13 protein-coding genes are annotated in these 16397 nt (G+C 72.6%); 4 read left to right on the top strand and 9 right to left on the bottom strand.

Translation table 11 applies throughout. The annotated features are described in order from the left end of the window. Positions 1 to 274 precede the first annotated feature (274 nt). Together ACZ59A_RS34240 and ACZ59A_RS34235 are read right to left on the bottom strand one after the other, a co-directional pair. The gene (locus ACZ59A_RS34240; protein ID WP_470966906.1) at positions 275 to 1387 is read right to left on the bottom strand and encodes a GNAT family N-acetyltransferase; all 1113 of its coding nucleotides are present in this window, start codon (positions 1385 to 1387) and stop codon (positions 275 to 277) included. 3 nt (positions 1388 to 1390) lie between these two features. Then, positions 1391 to 1801: a hypothetical protein gene (locus ACZ59A_RS34235; protein ID WP_470966904.1), complete on the bottom strand. Its 411-nt coding sequence runs from the start codon at positions 1799 to 1801 to the stop codon at positions 1391 to 1393. 369 nt (positions 1802 to 2170) lie between these two features. Here ACZ59A_RS34235 and ACZ59A_RS34230 point away from each other — a divergent pair, with 369 nt between their 5' ends. After that, the gene (locus ACZ59A_RS34230) at positions 2171 to 2977 is read left to right on the top strand and encodes an SGNH/GDSL hydrolase family protein (RefSeq protein ID WP_470966901.1); all 807 of its coding nucleotides are present in this window, start codon (positions 2171 to 2173) and stop codon (positions 2975 to 2977) included. Here ACZ59A_RS34230 and ACZ59A_RS34225 read toward each other — a convergent pair. The 4 genes from ACZ59A_RS34225 to ACZ59A_RS34210 form a co-directional block, all read right to left on the bottom strand. Beyond that, entirely contained in the window at positions 2947 to 4587 is a 1641-nt protein-coding gene (locus tag ACZ59A_RS34225) for a serine/threonine-protein kinase (protein WP_470966898.1), read from the bottom strand. The two genes, ACZ59A_RS34230 and ACZ59A_RS34225, sit on opposite strands and share 31 nt — an antisense overlap. A gap of 44 nt (positions 4588 to 4631) precedes the next feature. Continuing rightward, positions 4632 to 6128: a HoxN/HupN/NixA family nickel/cobalt transporter gene (locus ACZ59A_RS34220; RefSeq protein WP_470967091.1), complete on the bottom strand. Its 1497-nt coding sequence runs from the start codon at positions 6126 to 6128 to the stop codon at positions 4632 to 4634. An 857-nt stretch (positions 6129 to 6985) separates the two neighbouring features. After that, complete coding sequence (locus tag ACZ59A_RS34215; protein ID WP_470966896.1) at positions 6986 to 8341, bottom strand: tetratricopeptide repeat protein; 1356 nt, start codon at positions 8339 to 8341, stop codon at positions 6986 to 6988. A 136-nt stretch (positions 8342 to 8477) separates the two neighbouring features. Beyond that, the gene (locus tag ACZ59A_RS34210; RefSeq protein ID WP_470966893.1) at positions 8478 to 9992 is read right to left on the bottom strand and encodes a DUF4331 domain-containing protein; all 1515 of its coding nucleotides are present in this window, start codon (positions 9990 to 9992) and stop codon (positions 8478 to 8480) included. A gap of 251 nt (positions 9993 to 10243) precedes the next feature. Between ACZ59A_RS34210 and ACZ59A_RS34205 the strand changes: the two genes are divergently transcribed. Continuing rightward, positions 10244 to 10507, top strand: a complete 264-nt coding sequence (locus ACZ59A_RS34205) for a hypothetical protein (RefSeq protein WP_468050466.1) — start codon at positions 10244 to 10246, stop codon at positions 10505 to 10507. Between the two features lie 173 nt (positions 10508 to 10680). On the opposite strand, the gene ACZ59A_RS34200 is transcribed toward ACZ59A_RS34205, so the two are convergent. From ACZ59A_RS34200 to hmgA, 3 genes are all read right to left on the bottom strand, one after another. After that, complete coding sequence (locus ACZ59A_RS34200) at positions 10681 to 11847, bottom strand: type ISP restriction/modification enzyme (RefSeq protein WP_470967089.1); 1167 nt, start codon at positions 11845 to 11847, stop codon at positions 10681 to 10683. 103 nt (positions 11848 to 11950) lie between these two features. Continuing rightward, complete coding sequence (locus ACZ59A_RS34195; protein WP_470966890.1) at positions 11951 to 12700, bottom strand: GntR family transcriptional regulator; 750 nt, start codon at positions 12698 to 12700, stop codon at positions 11951 to 11953. Between the two features lie 83 nt (positions 12701 to 12783). Beyond that, entirely contained in the window at positions 12784 to 14121 is a 1338-nt protein-coding gene (gene hmgA, locus ACZ59A_RS34190; protein WP_470966888.1) for a homogentisate 1,2-dioxygenase, read from the bottom strand. Between the two features lie 65 nt (positions 14122 to 14186). Between hmgA and ACZ59A_RS34185 the strand changes: the two genes are divergently transcribed. After that, the gene (locus ACZ59A_RS34185) at positions 14187 to 14837 is read left to right on the top strand and encodes a TetR/AcrR family transcriptional regulator (RefSeq protein ID WP_470966885.1); all 651 of its coding nucleotides are present in this window, start codon (positions 14187 to 14189) and stop codon (positions 14835 to 14837) included. A gap of 119 nt (positions 14838 to 14956) precedes the next feature. Next, positions 14957 to 16396: a CitMHS family transporter gene (locus ACZ59A_RS34180; RefSeq protein ID WP_470966883.1), complete on the top strand. Its 1440-nt coding sequence runs from the start codon at positions 14957 to 14959 to the stop codon at positions 16394 to 16396. Position 16397: the final 1 nt, after the last annotated feature.

Raw genomic sequence — 16397 nt, 5'->3', positions numbered from 1 at the left:
ACGGCATGGACTTTCCGCACCCCATGCGGAACGGACGAGCTGGCTGTTACTTGCCTCGCGGCCCGCGCCCCGGCCCGCCCCCAACAACAGGCAGGTAGATCCGGGCGCGGCACCCCCCTACCGCGCCCCGCACGGAATCCATCGCGGCGCTCGAGCCCTCCCCTTGAGCCGCGTTGAATGATGGTCCGATGCGGGTTGAGTAACGACGGTATTAGTTGCTCGGAACTCTATGACAAGACGCCGGTGGCGACACCTCTTTCAGGTTTGTTGTCCGTCATTTCTCTTCCCCTTTCTTCCCGGCCGCTCGCACACTCCCCATGCGTTTCAGCAGCCGGTCGGCCGGTCCGAACAGCTCCGGCCGGGAAAGCACCGTGTTGCGCAGCGCCCGCACCGGCGCACGCCGTGCCCGATGCCCCAGCGCCACCGGGTGGCGGCGCATCACCCACCCCTCCGACACGCCGAGATCGCGTGTCTTCAGGGAGTCCTTGTACTCCTTCTCACCGCGCCCGAGATCCAGATAGTCCACACCCTCGGCGGCGGCTCCCTCCGCCATCCGCAGGTGCAGCACCAGCCCGGGCGAGTATTTGGCGAAGTCCGTGTCGTACGCCGGAAACCAGCACGCCATGACGCGCTCCGAACGCAGCCCGAAATGCGCGGCGATCGGCCGCCCGCCCGCGTACAGCACCGACAGCACCCCCGCGAAGGAGTCGCTCCGGGTGTGGAACAGCTGCCGCGCCAGCCGGATGATCCACGGCTGGGCGAAGCGGTCGCTCCGCCCGGTCCGGCGGTACTGCGCGGACTTCCACCCCATCAGCGTGCGCAGCACGGCCGGATCGCGCTCGTCGTGGACGTACGACACCTCGCCGACGTCCCGGCCGAGCTTCCGCTCCTTGGCCAGCGTCGTCCGGGTGAACTTCGGCGAGCGGGCGCGCAGCTGGGCGAGATACGCCTCGTACCCCCGGTCCACGTCGATCACGGGGGAGTCGTACGTGCCCCGCGCCGCCACCTCGAACGGCTTCTGGCCCTCCACCAGGTGGTCGAACTCCCACACCGCCAGCCCGCACGCCCGCAACAGCTCCCGCGCGTCCCACTGGAACCCCGGCCGGTGCACCAGCCCCTGCGCGTCCGACAGGCCGAGGCCGATCGCCCGGCCCACCCCGAACCGGGTCCGCTGGAACGGGAAGAAGGCCACCGGCTCGCCCTCCTCGTGCACCACCGCGATCCGCACCCCGCGCCGGCAGTGGCCGAGCGCGAGGGCGAACTCGGGGGACAGAAACGGGTTCGCCAGCTGCGGTGCGCCCTGCAGATGGGCCTGGGCCTGCATGGCCGTCCAGGCCGCCCGGTCCGCGGCGGTCAGCTCGCCCGGCCGGTACACACGGATCTCCACCTGTCAGCAGCCCCCACCGTCGTGCGGCTGGGTGCGCATCCGGCCGGGGCGCCGGGCCTGTGCCAGGAGCGCCGGGACCAGCATCAGCAGGCTCAGCAGGCCGACCGCGGCCACTCCGCCGCGCACCGACCAGATGTGCAGCGCGAGCATGGCCTGCGCCACCAGCAGATCGAGGGCGAGCGCACCCGCGATCCCCAGCACGGTGCGGGCTGCCGCGTCGAGCCCCCGCAGGGCGCTCCCCAGCGCCGCGGCGGGTGCCGCCAACAGGAAGAACAAGGTGAACGGCGCGCGCAGCGGCGAGTCGACGCCCGCGAGTGTGAACGCGGCGCCTGTGGTCGCGATGCCAACGGCCGCCCCCGCGGCCACCGGCAGTAGTTCGGCGCGTGCCGATCTCTTGTCAGTGTTCGTCTGCATTGGCGACTTTGCCCCCCGAAGCGCCGGATGCCGGGCTTCAATGTCGCGCAGCGCGCCACGGCTCGTCAAGACAGGGAAAGTGTGCGAAGTGGCCATGTGAGAGCGCGTGGTTGAGCGCCCACCAAGGGTTTTGCGCACCGCGTGCGCCAGGCGCGCGCCGGAGATCGCGTGCAGGATTCACCCTTTTGAGTGATCGAAAGATTTTGGACAGCTACACGCATAGATCATGATTTTCGGCGGCATGACATAGCCATGTCACGTCGCCAATATATGCACGGTGACGTGATTGACGGTTTCGAACGCGATTGCCTGCTTTGGGGTGATCGTGCCTCACATCGGCACAGGAGTGATCCTGCTAGGGAGATTCGAATGAAACTGTCCAGACTCACGGCGGCCTTAGGCTCGTTCGTCGTTGGCACCGTCCTCGCCCTCACCGGGGCCGGTGCCGCCCACGCCACCGGGAACAGTGCGGGTCCCGCCTATGTGGCGCTCGGTGACTCGTACTCGTCCGGGGTCGGCGCGGGCAGCTACGACAGTGCCAGCGGTGCCTGCAAGCGCAGCACCAAGGCGTACCCCGCGCTCTGGGCCGCCGCCCACTCCCCCTCCAGCTTCGCCTTCACCGCCTGTTCGGGCGCCAAGACCGGCGATGTGCTCAGCGGTCAGCTCGGACCGCTCAACTCGGGCACCGGTCTCGTCAGCATCAGCATCGGCGGCAACGATGCCGGTTTCGCCGGCGTGATGACCACCTGTGCGCTGCAGGGCGAGAGCGGCTGCCTCGCCGCCGTGGCCAACGCCCGTACGTACGCCGAGGGCACCCTGCCCGGCAAGCTCGACCAGGTGTACGACGCCATCAGCGCCAAGGCGCCGTCCGCCCATGTCGTCGTCCTCGGCTACCCGCGCTTCTACAAGCTGAAGGGCTCCTGCTTCCTGGGCCTCAGCGAGGCGTCGCGCGCTGCCATCAACAATGCCGCCGACCTCCTCAACTCCGTCACCGCCAAGCGCGCCGCCGACCACGGCTTCGCCTTCGGCGACGTCACCACGACCTTCACCGGTCATGAGATCTGCTCCGGCAACGCCTGGCTGAACAGCGTCACCCTCCCCATCGAGGAGTCCTACCACCCGACGGCCGCCGGTCAGTCCGGTGGCTACCTCCCCGTGTTCACCTCGGCCGCGTGATCCGCCCCGTACCCTGACGCGTCCGGCGCACCGGAGGAGGCCCCGTCCGTCGGGGCCTCCTCGCACGTCGTGGCGAAGTCGACGCGCGAGGACGTGACGCGCTTCGGGCCCCTCGTCTCCACGGCGATCCAGTCCTTGTGGCGGCCGCCCGCCTGATACGACGGCTCGGTGTGGCGCACCGTCCGTGCCGTGCTGTCCCCGCCGAAGCTGGCCGACTTCCAGCCGCCGTCCGACACCCGGCCGCTGCCGGTGATCCAGCGGTACTCGACCGTCGCGGGCGCGTGGCTGACGGAGAGGGTCGCGGTGAAGGACGGCGCCCGGTCGGACGGGGGCGGGCAGGCACCTTCGTAGGCGTCGCGCTCGGCCTTGACGACGACCGTGACGGTGAGGGCGGGCGCGGTGGTCGCGGCCGTCGTCCCGGCCGTGCTCCCGGGGCGGGAGGCGTTGTTCCCGCCGCGCGTTCCGGTGGCGGTCGTGGCGGTCGTACTGCCGCCGATGCCGCCGTCGTTGTCGTTCTGGCTGCCCTCGCTCAGCAGTGCCCAGGTCAGCCCGACCAGTGCCAGCACGCCCAGCAGCGCCCCGGCCACGAGCGCGGCTACCGCGCGGCGGGGATGCTCCGGCGGCGGCTGATCGTCCGCGGGGCCGACGGGCCCGGGGGCGGGGGCGGCTGGACGGCCGCCGGGTGGTGGCGCGGTCGCCACCAGGGGCTGCGTGGGCGCCGTGGCCGGGGCCGCCGGGGGCGCGTCCGATCGTGGCCGTACGCCGCCGGGCGTGCCGCCCGCGGCCACCAGCCGCAGCAGCCGCTCCGCCTCCGCCGCCGTGGTCCGCCGCCGCGGGTCCTTGTGCAGCAGCCCCTCCAGTACGGTCCTCAGCGGCCCGGCCCAGCGGGCCGGCGGTAACGACGCGTCCACCACCGCCCGCAGCGTCGACAGCGGCGTCTCCTGCCGGAACGGCGAGAAGCCCTCCACCGCCGCGTACAGCATCACGCCCAGCGACCACAGGTCCGCCTCCGGGCCCGGCGGCTGCCCGAGCGCCCGTTCCGGGGCGAGGAATTCCGGCGAGCCGATCAGCTCCCCGGTCAGCGTCAGCGCCGCGTCGCCCTCCACCAGGGCGATCCCGAAGTCGGAGAGCACCACGCGGCCGTCGTTGGCGAGCAGTACGTTGCCGGGCTTGACGTCCCGGTGCAGCACGCCCACCGCGTGCGCGGCCCGCAGCGCCGCCAGCACCTCGGCGCCCACGAACGCGGCGCGCGCGGGCGGCACCGAACCCTCCGCCTCCAGTACGTCCGCGAACGACAGCCCGCGCACCAGCTCCATGACGATCCACGGGCGGCCGCCTTCCACCGCCACGTCGTACACCGTGACCACGTTGCGGTGCGAGACCCGCGCCGCCGCCCGGCCCTCGCGCTCCAGCCGGGCGTACAACCGGTCGATGCCGCGGTCGCCGAGCCCGGCCGGGGCCCGCACCTCCTTGATGGCGACTTCGCGGCCCAGCGCCTCGTCGTACGCCTGCCACACCACGCCCATGCCGCCGCGGCCCAGCTCGCCGAGGAGGCGATATCGCCCTCCGGCCAGCTGCCCACCCCGTCGGCCGAAACCCTCTTCGCTCATGGCCGAGCCCTCCCCCCAACCGAGCAATTCGGGCTGAATGTACCTCAACCGAGCGTTGTTGCCGCCCCCCTGAGCACCAATCCGCAGCCGAGCACGAGAACGACGGCGGCCGACCCGAACGGCGTCGCGCGGTGCAGCGCGCCCAGCAGCTTGTGGCCCCGGCCCGCCCGCTCCCGGCGGGCCATGAGCCGCTCGGCGGCCTCCTGGCCCACGCGTACCGCCGCGAACCCGGCCGCCGTGAGGGTCAGCGCCAGCCCGAGCCCGTACGCCACCACCAGTACGACCCCGAACCACGCCTGGCCGAGCGCGGCCGCACCGACGAGCACGACGACGGCGGAGGGGCTGGGGACCATGCCGCCCGCGAAGCCCATCAGGAGGGTGCCGCGGAGGGTGGGGCGGATCTCGTGGGTGTGGGTGTGGCCGTCGCCATGGTCGTGGGTGTGCGTGTGCCCATGCTTGTGCTCGTGCCCGTGGTCATGCCCGTGCTCGTGGCCATGCTCGTGGTCGTGCTGATGCTGATGGGCCTTCACATGACGGTGTCTGCGCACCGCCTTGCGCAGCAGCCCCGCCCCCGCCAGCGCGACCAGCACCCCGCTCGCGATGCCCAGCCAGGAGATCACCGAGGGCGCGGCCGCCGAACCCGCCGTGACCAGCAGCCCCAGGGCGAACACCCCCATCGTGTGGGTGACCGTCACCGACGCGCCCAGCGTCAGCACATCGCGCAGCGCGCTGCGCCCGCCCGCCGCGGCGGCCGCCGCCATCATCGTCTTCCCGTGGCCCGGGGCGAGCGCGTGCATCGCGCCCAGCAGGACCGCGATGCCGAACGCGGTGAGCGCGAAGCCGAAGGTGATGTCGTGCCGCGCCACCATCGAGGTGAGCGCCTGCGTCCAGCGGTCCGCGCCGCGCGGCAGCACCGACGAACCCACCGCGTCGTCCCGGTCGGACGCCGGGGTGGTCGCGGCGAGCGCCGGGCCGCCCGGCTCGACCCGGAGGGTGGCCGTGCGCTGGTCGAGCGGCGAGGAGAGCTGCCCCTTGGGGTAGCTGGTCAGCCGGTGGGAGACCGAGCGGGCGGGGGCGGTCGAGTCGGTGAGCGTCATCCGGTCGCCCTGCGCCGTCAGTTCGCGCCAGCCGGGACCGGCGCCGACGTCGTGGGGGCGGTAGGTGAGGGTCGCCTCTCGCGCGTGCGCCAGGCTCGCCGTCAGCTTGCAGCCCACGCGCAGGGTCGGCAGCCCGGCCTGCCCGGGACGGTTGCGGGCCGCGCTGCGCTGGACCCGTACGGCCGTCTCACGGCCGTCCACGGTCAGCCGCGCCTTGTCCGCGGCGGTCGCGCAACGGGTTTCGGCCCAGGTGGTCAGCTCGCTCCGGGAGAGCGTGTCGTCGCCGTTCTTGTCGATCTGCGCCTTCGCCTGCGCGGACGGGATCTCGGCCAGGTCCTCCACGTGGTCGACGCGGACGGCGTCCTGCGTGACGACGAGGCCGTCGTAGCGGTTGACGGTGAAGTTGCCGAGGGGATGCGCTTCGGCGCTCCCGGCAGGCCCCATGACCGCGGCCACGGCCCCCAGGAGCACCCCGGCGGCGATGACCCGCCGCCGAACCCGCCGCCGGGCGGCCACGTCTACGGGATGCCCGGACCTCTTCCCCCACCATGGGGTGCGCTTGGGCGCTGCGGCCCGGTGGCCGGGCTCATTCCCCCACCCCGCCCCTTCCTGAACCCGGGGCTCCGCCCCGGACCCCGACGCCACAGGCTGCGCCGTGGCCCCGGCCGGGTGGTTCGCCGCGGGTCGCGCGTCGCGCTCCGCCTTGGGCTGCGCCGGGAGTTCCGTCCCGGGGTCGGCCGGGGGGTTCGCCTCGGGCGCGCCCGGGGTTTCGTCGGCATCTGCGGCCCGGTGGGCGGGCTTGTTTCCCCACCCCGCCCCTTCCCGAACCCGGGGCTCCGCCCCGGACCCCGACGCCACAGGCTGCGCCGTGGCCCCGGCCGGGTGGTTCGCCGCAGGTTGCACGTCGCGCTCTGCCGCGGGCTGCGCCGGGAGTTCCGCATCGGGCTGCGCCGGGAGTTCCGCGTCGGGCTGCGCGGTGCGCTCTGTTCCGGGCTGCGCCGGGCGGTTCGCCTCGGGCTGTGCTGTGCGCTCCGCGCGGGGCTCTGCTGGGGGACCGGCCGCGGGCTGCGTCGTGTGCTCCGCCTTGGGCGCGGCTGGTTGCTTCGGCTTGGGCTCCGCCGCGCGGGTTGCCTTGGGCTGCGCCGGGAGTTCCGCCCCGGGTTCGGTCGGGGGGTTTGCCTCGGGGGCTGCCGGGAGTTCTGCCCTCGGTGTCGCCGGGGGGTTCCAGGCTGTCCGGGGGGCACTTCGCAGCGGGGGGTGGGGCGGAGGCCCGGGGTGGGTGGGGGTGGGGTGGGGGGTTTTCATCGGGCACCGTCCAGGCGCTTCAGGGCCGCCTTCGCGTCGCGCGCGCCGGTCGGGGAGAAGCCCGGGTTGAGGTCCAGGGCCGCCGTGAGGTGGCCGCGGGCGGCCTTCTCGTCGCCCAGGGACTTCTCGATCACGCCCCGGTGGTAGAGGAACGCCGCGTTGCGGTAGCCCGGTTCGGCGGCTCGCTCGGCGGCGGTGAGGGCCTCGCGGTCCTTGCCGTTGCGGTGCAGGGCCCAGGCCAGGGCGTCGGCGGTGTGCACGGTCTGGCGGCGGTCCCATTCGGCGCGGGCCGCCTTCAGGGCCTCCTTGACGTCGCCGTGGTCGGCCGCGACGAGGGCGCTGTCGAGGTCGGTGGCCACCCCGTTCGCGCGGGCCAGCGTGATCCAGGTGTCGACGACCCCGTACTGCTGCTTCGCTTTCTCGGCGTCGCCGCGCGCCTCGTACGCCTCGCCGAGCGCGGCCAGCTGGGCGGGGAGCGGGGAGCGGCGTACGACCTTCTCCAGGTCGCGCACAGCGGCCCCCGTGCGGCCCTCCGCGGCTGCCGTGCGGCCGCGGTACTCCAGGGCCGGGAGATAGCCGGGTACGGCGCGCAGGGCGGTGCCCAGGGCGCGACGTGCCGCGTCGTACCGGCCCTGGCCGAAGGCGAGCTGGCCGAGCGAGGTGGAGACGTAGGCGATGTCGCTGGGCGAGGTCGCGGACTCCCGCGCGCGTTCCAGGACCTCGCGCGCCCCCGCCGGGTCGCCGCGCAGCTCCATGACGTAGGCGAGCCGGGTGAAGACGGGGATGCCGGGCCGCACCGAGTCGGCGTGGTCGGCGGCGGCGGTGGCGTCCTTGTAGCGGCCCAGCTCCACCAGGGCGTCGATCCGGACGGCCATGGCCGCCTGGCTGTAGGAGTTCACCTTCAGCGCCTTGTCGGCGTCCCGCAGCGCGCTCGTGAAGTCGTGCCGGGCGGCGGCGAGGGAGGCACGCCCGGCGAGCGCCTCGTCGTTGTCCCGCGGCTGGACGGCGAGCGAGCGGGCGAAGGTCTTCTCCGCCTGCGGATAGCGGGTGGGGTCGCCGGTGCTGCGGGCCTGCTCGATGTAGGCGGCGCCCAGCCCGGACCAGCCGGAGGCGTCCTTCGGCTGGGCGCGCAGATGCTTCTGCAGGGCGCTGATCCGGCCCGCGAGGCCGTCGGCCGAGACCTGCTGGAGCGCGGCCGGTGCCCCGGCGGCGCGCAGCGACACCGGCGCCCCGGCGGACGGGTCGGCGGGCGGTCCGCTGAGGACGGACGAGGCGGCGGTCAGACCCACCGCGAGGGTGCAGACGACGGCCGCCGTGCGGACCGTGCGGGGGAGGGGTGGCCGGAGAGCCATGGGTGACAGCTGCCTTTCGCCTTGGCGGCCATGACGGTGGAGAACGGTGGGGAGGGGCGCGGTCCCGCACGGCCGGAGCGTGCGTGGGGGAGCGGGACCGCGCCCGAGGGGTGGTGTGAGAGGAGGCGGGCGCCGGTCAGTGCCTGCGCGCGCGGGCGGGACGGCGCGACTTGCGCATCCAGAGCAGGCCGAGGCCCAGCAGCAGGACGGCGCCGCCGCCGGCCGCCGCGGAACCGGCGAGCATCATGGTGTCCTCGGAGGAGCCACCGAGGCCCGAGCCGCCCTCCAGCAGGGAAGAACCGGCGCTCTTCGAGACGGCCTTGGCGTCCGAACCGGAGCTGGGCAGCGCGAGGAACGGGAAGGCGCCGTAGAACTCCTGGTCGTTCTTGTCGACCGCGTCGCCCAGGTCGTTCTTCTTACCGAGGAGTTCGCCCTCCACGGCCTGCAGCGAGATGTCGAGCACGTCGTCGAGCGGCCGCCGTCCGTTGGGGAACCCGGCGTTGTCACCGTCGAGCACGCCGAGCCGCTTGGGCTTCTTCGCGGGCTCGATGGAGGTGTTGAGGCGCAGCATCTCGGAGGGGCGGACGTGCGGCGGCTGGTTGAGCTTCGGCACGCCGGTCAGGAAGACCTGCACGAGGTCGTCACGCGGGGTGTCCGGGGCCTCGATCTTGTAGATCTGCTCGATCAGCTTGGGCAGTTCGGGATCCTGCACGGACCCCGCGAACTGCGCGTCGTCCCACGGGGCCGAGGCGTTGAACTTGTCCTTGTCCTTGCGCGGGATGACGACCTCGTTGACCAGCGGGTTGCCGAGCCGGGAGACCTGGGCCCAGTCGCCGCGCGCGGTCTTGCGGTGGACGGTGGACCACACGCCGATCACCGGCTGGTCCTTGGACTCGACCAGCGCCGAGGTCGGCACCTCGAGGGCGAGGGACTGGACGTTGTAGCCCTTGAGCGTGTCGTTGCCGATCTCGGACATGTCGCCGCCGTAGAGCAGGTCGAAGACCCGCAGATCGGCGAAGAAGGGGTCGTCGGCCTGACCGGCGAAGCTGGTCGAGCCGCCGCTGTAGCCGATCTCCTGCACCGACTCGTCGCGGAGCTTCTTGTAGTCCGGCATGGACGCCTTGCCAACGTTCGACGGGGCGACCGGCAGATCGTCGCCGAGCTTGGCCCGGTCGACGGCCCGCTGGTTCTTCAGCTTGAAGACCTCAAGGTCGTAAGTCTGGGTGAAGTTGAGGTCCGGGTCGTCGAGCGAGTCCACCGGGCCGGTGTTGTAGAGGAACGTGTCCCCGTTCTTCAGCTGGTCCTTGAACGTCCAGCGGAAGAGCAGATCGCCCTGGCCGTCGCCGTCGTTGTCGACGTGAAGGTCGTACCGGGCGTCTGTGCCGAACTTGTAGAAGTTCGGGCCGCCGGCCGGGTCCTGGAACGGCAGGAAGTTCGTGATCAGAGTGGTCTTGTCCGGCTTGTCGGGGCTTTGGAACGCGTACACGTCCGTCGCGTCGTACTGCGGCTGCCCCGAGATCAGCGGCGCCTCGCGGTGGCTGGAGGCTTCGGCCGTCTGCGGCTGCAGCGCCGCGACGCCGGCGGCCGTGAGCGCGCCCGCGGCCAGCGAGCAGCAGACGAGCCCGGCCAAGCTCCTGGTGATTGCGGTCATCGTGTCGGTCCTTCGCACCTTGCCGGATGTTCCTTCATGCGGCTATTCGGGGCGGAGGGCCGTTTGGCTTGGCGCGTTCTGTAATTTGTCACGAATGGCAAAGGGGCTCCCACCCGCGCCGATCTTCGTTGTATGAGCGTCAACACCCTTGACGTGGTGGTGAATCAGCGACCTGGGATGCGCGGGTGACGGCTCGGGGAGGTAGGGTTACTCTGCCCGGGGCGGGTGCCCTCGTACGGGTGGGGAGTGACATGGAGCAGATAACGGTACGCAGCAGGCCCCGAGTGCCTGCCATTCATTGCGGGAGTGGAGCGTCCAGCGCGCGTCTCGACCGGCATCTCGCGGTGCTGGGCGGCCCGGCAGTCCCCGAGCGGGAGGCCGAGGGCGCGACGGTGCTGATGCAGGAGCTGATCGCGCGCGATCACACCCGCGCGAAGAACAGCCGGGGCGCCCGGGTGTCGCTGTTCGCGCCGCTGCGCCGGCTGCGGCGCTCGCTGTTCGGCAACCACGCCTGACCCCACCGCGCCCGACCGCCCCTGCCAGGCGCGTCACACCCGCGCGCGACCGCATCCGTATCCCGGGCAGGCACCGGACGCACCGGCCCGCTCCAGCCGGTGCTCCGTGCTGTTGAGGCACGGCACACCGCTGCCCTCCCGGGATGCGACGCGCCCCCGACCATGGGCGCCGGTCACAGCAGCGCGAACTGGCCCTCCGGCCCCTCCTCCTGGTGATCCAGCACCGACGCCGGGCGGCGGGCCCCGGCGGGCACCGGCAGCACCCCTGCGGCGCGCAGCTCCTCCGGGCCGACCACCGGCCCTGCGGCCACCCGGTCGGCCAGCGCCTCCCGGGCCGGGCGCAGCTCGGCGAGCAGCGCCAGCACGGTGATCAGCTCCAGCAGCTCGGACGTCCAGCCCCGCGGCCAGCCGGCCGGTGCGCCGACCGCCTCCAGCGTGCCCGGCTCGGCACCCGCCGTACGCCGCTCGAACCACGCCTCCAGCACCCGCACGCCGCCCGCGTGGGCCTCCCACGCGGCCCGCGGTACGGGGGAGACGCGCCCCGCGCCCAGGAGCAGGGCCGCCTCGTCCGGGTCGTAACCGATCGTGTCCGGCAGCCCGCGCTCGGGCAGCGCCGCGCGCACGTAAGGGCGCTGGCCACCCGGCATGCGCGGGCGCTCACCACTGTGCGCCCCGCGCGTATGCAGCCACAGCGCACGGCGGCCCAGCTCCACGCCCGTCTCCCAGGTCTGGGGGTCGGCGGTGAGCGGTACGGCGCACGGCGCGCCCCGGTGCGCGGCGGCGGCCCAGGCGAGGAAGTCCTCGGCGGCGACCGGACGACCGAGCCGCTCACCGAGGTGGTCGAGCAGCCCCGGCGCGAGATTGGGTTCGCGCCCGCCGGGACGGCGGTAGAGGGGGCGGATCAGCCCGGGGCGCCCGGCGGGGGAGTGGCCGTCCGGCAGCAGCGCCGAGAAGGTGAGCACCGGGTCGGGGGCGGGCCCGCCCGCCTCCACCACATGGATCTGCCGGTCGTCCGCGACCCGCCACAGCTCCGGGCGGGCGGCGTCGAGCAAGCGGTGATCCGGTATCAGCCACTGCTGGTCGAACGGCCCGTGCGCGATCCGCACCGGCTCCGGACACGGCCCGTCCTCGCGGCTCAGCCGGGCGGTCGAGGTGGCCTGGCCGGGCAGCTGCGGTACGGAGGCGTGCAGCGTACGGGCGCGGCTCGGCCGGAACAGCGCGGCCCGCTCGGCCTCGTCCCCGGTGCCCACCAGCCGCGCCCAGCGGGCCCGCAGCGCCCCCGCGTCCGGCCCCACGACCCAGTCCCGCCCGAACCGTGGCGGCCGCACGGACCAGGGCATGAGATCCGCCAGCGCAGCTGCGTCTCGGGTTGCCGTCACCCTGCCGCCTTTCACCCGGCATGTACGTCGGTCAGCCCCGGCATCGTAACCGTGACCACGGTGGTCAGTCGGCGTCCACCGTCACCGAGAACGAGAAGCGGTCCCCGCGGTAGTGGATGCGGGCCACGTCGACCACCCGGCCGGTGTCGTCGTACGTCACCCCCGTGTAGTGGAGGATCGGGCTGAGCAGCGGGATCTGGAGGAGACGGGCGGTCTCCGGGTCGGCCAGGCGCGCTTCCACGGTGTCGGTGATGCGGCTGATCCGCACCCCCACCGCGTCCCGCAGCACCTTCGTCATCGGCCAGCGCGCGAGGTCGGCGAGGTCGATGTGGTCGGCGAGTTCGGGGCGGACCAGGTTCTCGGCCCAGTTGGTGGGCTCGTCGCCGCGCTCGTCCCGGCGCAGCCGGCGGTAGGAGGCGGCCTCCGCCAGGCCGGGGAAGTACCCGGCCAGCTCCGCCGGGACCGGCGCCGGGCCGTGCTCCAGCACCGTGGTCCGCTCGCCGGACTGCTGGGCCACGATCGCGTCCACCGAGCCCAGCAGCCGCACCGGCGTCCCGCGCCGGGCGCTCGGTTCGATGAAGGTGCCGCGCCGCCGGTGGCGGCTGATCAGGCCCTCCGACTCCAGCTCCTTCAGCGCCTGCCGCATGGTGAGGACGCTGACGCCGTAGTGCTCGGCGAGCCGGTCCTCGGTCGGCAGCCGCAGCGGCTCGCCGGGCCCGCGGCCGAGTATGGAGGCGCGCAGCGACTGCGAGACCTGGTACCAGAGCGGCAGCTTGCGGTTGAGGGCGAGGGAGTCGGGGGCGAAAGTGGTCACAACGCGGTTCTCCGGTCACGGTCACACAGACGGCAGGCACGGCGGACGGCCTTAACGCACGCGCGGAAGAGGGCCCTTGGGCATCACGCGCGGAAGTGGCGCTCCAGACCCTGCCACACCGCGTCGTAGGCCCCCTGGAGCCGGTCCGACTGCAGGGCCTGCCGGGTGGCCGTGACCGGCCAGCGCGTCTCGAACATGAAGGCCAGCCCGTCGTCCAGCTTCCGGGGCGTCAGCTCGGCCGCGCTCGCCGCCTCGAAGGTGTCGTGGTCGGGGCCGTGCGCCGACATCATGTTGTGCAGCGAGCCGCCGCCCGGTACGAAGCCGCCCGGACCGGCCGTCTTGGCGTCGTACGCGCCCTCGATCAGGCCCATGTACTCGCTCATCACATTGCGGTGGAAGTACGGCGGCCGGAAGGTGTCCTCGCCGACCAGCCAGCGCGGCGCGAAGACCACGAAGTCGACGCCCGCGAGCCCGGGGGTGTCGGACGGCGAGGTGAGCACCGTGAAAATGGACGGGTCGGGATGGTCGTAACTGATGGTGCCCATGACGTTGAAACGTCGTAGGTCGTATACGTACGGCACATGGTTGCCGTGCCAGGCGACGACGTCGAGCGGGGAGTGGTCGTACGTCGCGGCCCACAGGTTGCCGCAGAACTTGTTGACCACCTCCACCGGGCGCTCCACGTCCTCGTAGGCCGCGACGGGGGCCAGGAAGTCGCGGGCGTTGGCCAGCCCGTTGGCGCCGATCGGGCCGAGGTCGGGGAGGACGAAGGGTCGGCCGTAGTTCTCGCAGACGTAGCCGCGCACGCACGCGTCCAGCGGCTCGACCCGGAAGCGCACCCCGCGCGGGATGAGCGCGACATGGCCCGGCTCGGCGCGCAGCAGCCCCAGCTCGGTGCGGATCAGCAGCCCGCCGCGCTCGGGGACGATCAGCAGCTCGCCGTCCGCGTCGCTGAAGACCCGGTCGGTCATGGGCGCGTCGGCGACGTAGAGGTGGATGGCCATGCCGGTGCGCCGGGCCGCGTCCCCGTTGCCGCCCAGGGTCCACAGGCCGGACAGGAAGTCGGTGGGTCCGGCGGGCTCCGGCAGCGGATCCCAGCGCAGCCGGTTGGGGTCCGGGGCGGAGTCGGTGAAGGGGGCGCCGCTCAGGGTGCCGTTGTCGATACGCACGAACGGCGGATGCGCGGCCGAGGGGCGGATGCGGTACAGCCAGGAGCGGCGGTTGTGGGCGCGCGGCTCGGTGAAGGCGGTGCCGCTCAGCTGCTCCGCGTACAACCCGAGCGGGGCGCGCTGGGGCGCGTTGCGGCCGACGGGCAGTGCGCCGGTGACCGCCTCGCTGCTGTGCTCGTTGCCGAATCCGGAGGCGTACGCCAGCCCTTCGGCCGTCTTGCGCGCTCGCTCGATCCCCGTGCCCTCGCCCATGGCGTGCTCCCGACGCTCCGACGAATCCTCTGTCCGACGATAGGAATCGAAGACAGGGTACGTCAATGATCGGGCAGGATGGTGGCGTGCCCATACCGCCCCTCCGCCGCCCACCGGTCCAGCGCCGCAGCGCCGAGCGCCTCGGCCGGATCCTCGACGCCTGCGCCGAGCTGCTCGACGAGATGAGCTATGAGGACCTGAGCACCCGCGCGGTGGCCGAGCGCGCCCAGGTGCCCATCGGCTCCGTCTACCGCTTCTTCTCCAACAAACGGGCGATGGCCGAGGCCCTGGCCCACCGCAACCTGGACGAGTACGCCGTGCGCATCACCCGGCGGCTGGCCGAGGCCGGGCCGGGGCCGGGCGAGGGCGACTGGCGTGCGGCGATGGACGTCGTCGTGGACGAATACCTGGAGATGAAGCGCGGCGCGCCGGGCTTCGCGCTGGTGGAGTTCGGCATGCCGGTTCCGGCGACCGGCCTGCCCGACCAGCCCAACCACCTGGTGGCCGACCGCCTCCGCGCCATCCTCGCCGAACCCCTCGGCATCGACGGCACCGCCGAGGCCGACGAGCGTCTGCGGGTCGCCTTCCTGCTCGCGGTCGAGACGGCGGACGCGCTGCTGCGGCTCGCCTTCCGGGTGGATCCGGAGGGGGATCCGGCGGTCGTAGCCGAGACGAAAGAGCTGCTGCGGGCGTATCTGGCGCGGGTACTGGACTGACCTGGGGTTCTGCGCTTATTGCTCACGCGTCAAGACCTTGTTAACGCCAAGTTGCGCCACCTAACGTCGCCCCGACCGCCAAATCTGGGGGAGTTCAAAGGCGAACGTGAGGTAGCCACATGCTGACAATCCTCGGTTTCGTCATGATCGCTACGTTCCTTGTTTTGATCATGATGAAAAAGATGTCCCCGATGGGTGCGCTGGTGCTCATCCCGGCACTCTTCTGCATCCTCGTCGGGAAGGGGGCGCACCTCGGGGACTACGTCCTCGACGGCGTCGGGGATCTGGCGCCCACCGCTGCGATGCTGTTCTTCGCGATCATCTACTTCGGGGTGATGATCGACGTCGGTCTCTTCGATCCGATCGTCCGGGTCATCCTGCGGTTCTGCAAGGCGGACCCGATGCGGGTCGTGGTCGGCACCGCGGTGCTCGCGGCGATCGTCTCGCTCGACGGTGACGGTTCCACCACCTTCATGATCACGGTGTCGGCCATGGTGCCGCTCTACCGGAAGCTGAAGATGAGCCTGGTCGTGATGACCGGTGTCGCCGCCATGGCCAACGGTGTCATGAACACGCTCCCCTGGGGTGGCCCCACCGCCCGCGCCGCCGCCGCGCTCAAGGTCGACGCGAGCGACATCTTCGTCCCGATGATCCCCGCCCTCGCGGTCGGTCTGCTCTTCGTCTTCGCCCTCTCGTACGGCCTCGGCCTGCGCGAGCGCAAGCGGCTCGGCGTGCTGACGCTCGACGAGGTCACCGCGGGCGACCCCGAGCAGGTGCTCGTCGGCGCGGGTGCCGGAGCCGACGGCGGCAAGGGCGTCAGCCTGGGCAAGCGCACCGGCGGCGCCGGTGGCGGTACGGACGCGGAGGCCCCCGCGGGCGGCCCGGCGGCCGGCGGTGCGGACGCGGACGACGACGAGTTCAAGGGCCTCGACCCGAACCGCGCCACCCTGCGCCCCAAGCTCTACTGGTTCAACGCGGCGCTCACCGTCGCCCTGCTGGCCCTGATGATCACCGAGACGCTGGACATCCCGGTCCTCTTCCTGCTGGCCGCCGCCATCGCGCTCACCGTGAACTTCCCGCGCATGGCCGACCAGAAGGCCCGGGTCGCGGCCCACGCCGAGAACGTCGTCAACGTCTCCGGCATGGTCTTCGCCGCGGCCGTCTTCACCGGCGTCCTCACCGGCACCGGCATGGTCGAGCACATGGCCCGCTGGCTGGTCGACGGCGTCCCCGACGCCATGGGCCCGCAGATGGGCCTGGTCACCGGCATCCTGTCGATCCCGCTCACGTACTTCATGTCGAACGACGGCTTCTACTTCGGCATCGTGCCGATCCTCGCCGAAGCCGGTCAGGCCCACGGCGTCTCCGCGCTGGAGATCGCCCGCGCCTCGCTCGTCGGCCAGGCCCTGCACATGTCGAGCCCGCTGGTCCCCGCCGTCTACGTGCTCGTCGGCATGGCCAAGGTCGAATTCGGCGACCACACCAAGTTCACGGTGAAGTGGGCGGTGCTCACCTCCCTGGTGGTGCTGGCCTCCGGAATCGCGTTCGGCATCATCTGAC

The organism is Streptomyces sp. NPDC040405 (assembly GCF_055595765.1).
The sequence above is the reverse complement of the archived record's forward strand: the minus strand, read 5'-3'. Positions and strand labels throughout refer to the sequence as shown.

Excerpts from the sequence above, each read along its gene's own strand:
- ACZ59A_RS34235 (WP_470966904.1), bottom strand. The coding sequence starts at position 1,801 with ATGCAGACGAACACTGACAAGAGATCGGCACGCGCCGAACTACTGCCG.
- ACZ59A_RS34230 (WP_470966901.1), top strand. The coding sequence starts at position 2,171 with ATGAAACTGTCCAGACTCACGGCGGCCTTAGGCTCGTTCGTCGTTGGC.
- ACZ59A_RS34225 (WP_470966898.1), bottom strand. The coding sequence starts at position 4,587 with ATGAGCGAAGAGGGTTTCGGCCGACGGGGTGGGCAGCTGGCCGGAGGG.
- ACZ59A_RS34220 (WP_470967091.1), bottom strand. The coding sequence starts at position 6,128 with ATGGGGCCTGCCGGGAGCGCCGAAGCGCATCCCCTCGGCAACTTCACC.
- ACZ59A_RS34215 (WP_470966896.1), bottom strand. The coding sequence starts at position 8,341 with ATGGCTCTCCGGCCACCCCTCCCCCGCACGGTCCGCACGGCGGCCGTC.
- ACZ59A_RS34210 (WP_470966893.1), bottom strand. The coding sequence starts at position 9,992 with ATGACCGCAATCACCAGGAGCTTGGCCGGGCTCGTCTGCTGCTCGCTG.
- ACZ59A_RS34205 (WP_468050466.1), top strand. The coding sequence starts at position 10,244 with ATGGAGCAGATAACGGTACGCAGCAGGCCCCGAGTGCCTGCCATTCAT.
- ACZ59A_RS34200 (WP_470967089.1), bottom strand. The coding sequence starts at position 11,847 with ATGCCCTGGTCCGTGCGGCCGCCACGGTTCGGGCGGGACTGGGTCGTG.
- hmgA (WP_470966888.1), bottom strand. The coding sequence starts at position 14,121 with ATGGGCGAGGGCACGGGGATCGAGCGAGCGCGCAAGACGGCCGAAGGG.
- ACZ59A_RS34185 (WP_470966885.1), top strand. The coding sequence starts at position 14,187 with ATGATCGGGCAGGATGGTGGCGTGCCCATACCGCCCCTCCGCCGCCCA.
- ACZ59A_RS34180 (WP_470966883.1), top strand. The coding sequence starts at position 14,957 with ATGCTGACAATCCTCGGTTTCGTCATGATCGCTACGTTCCTTGTTTTG.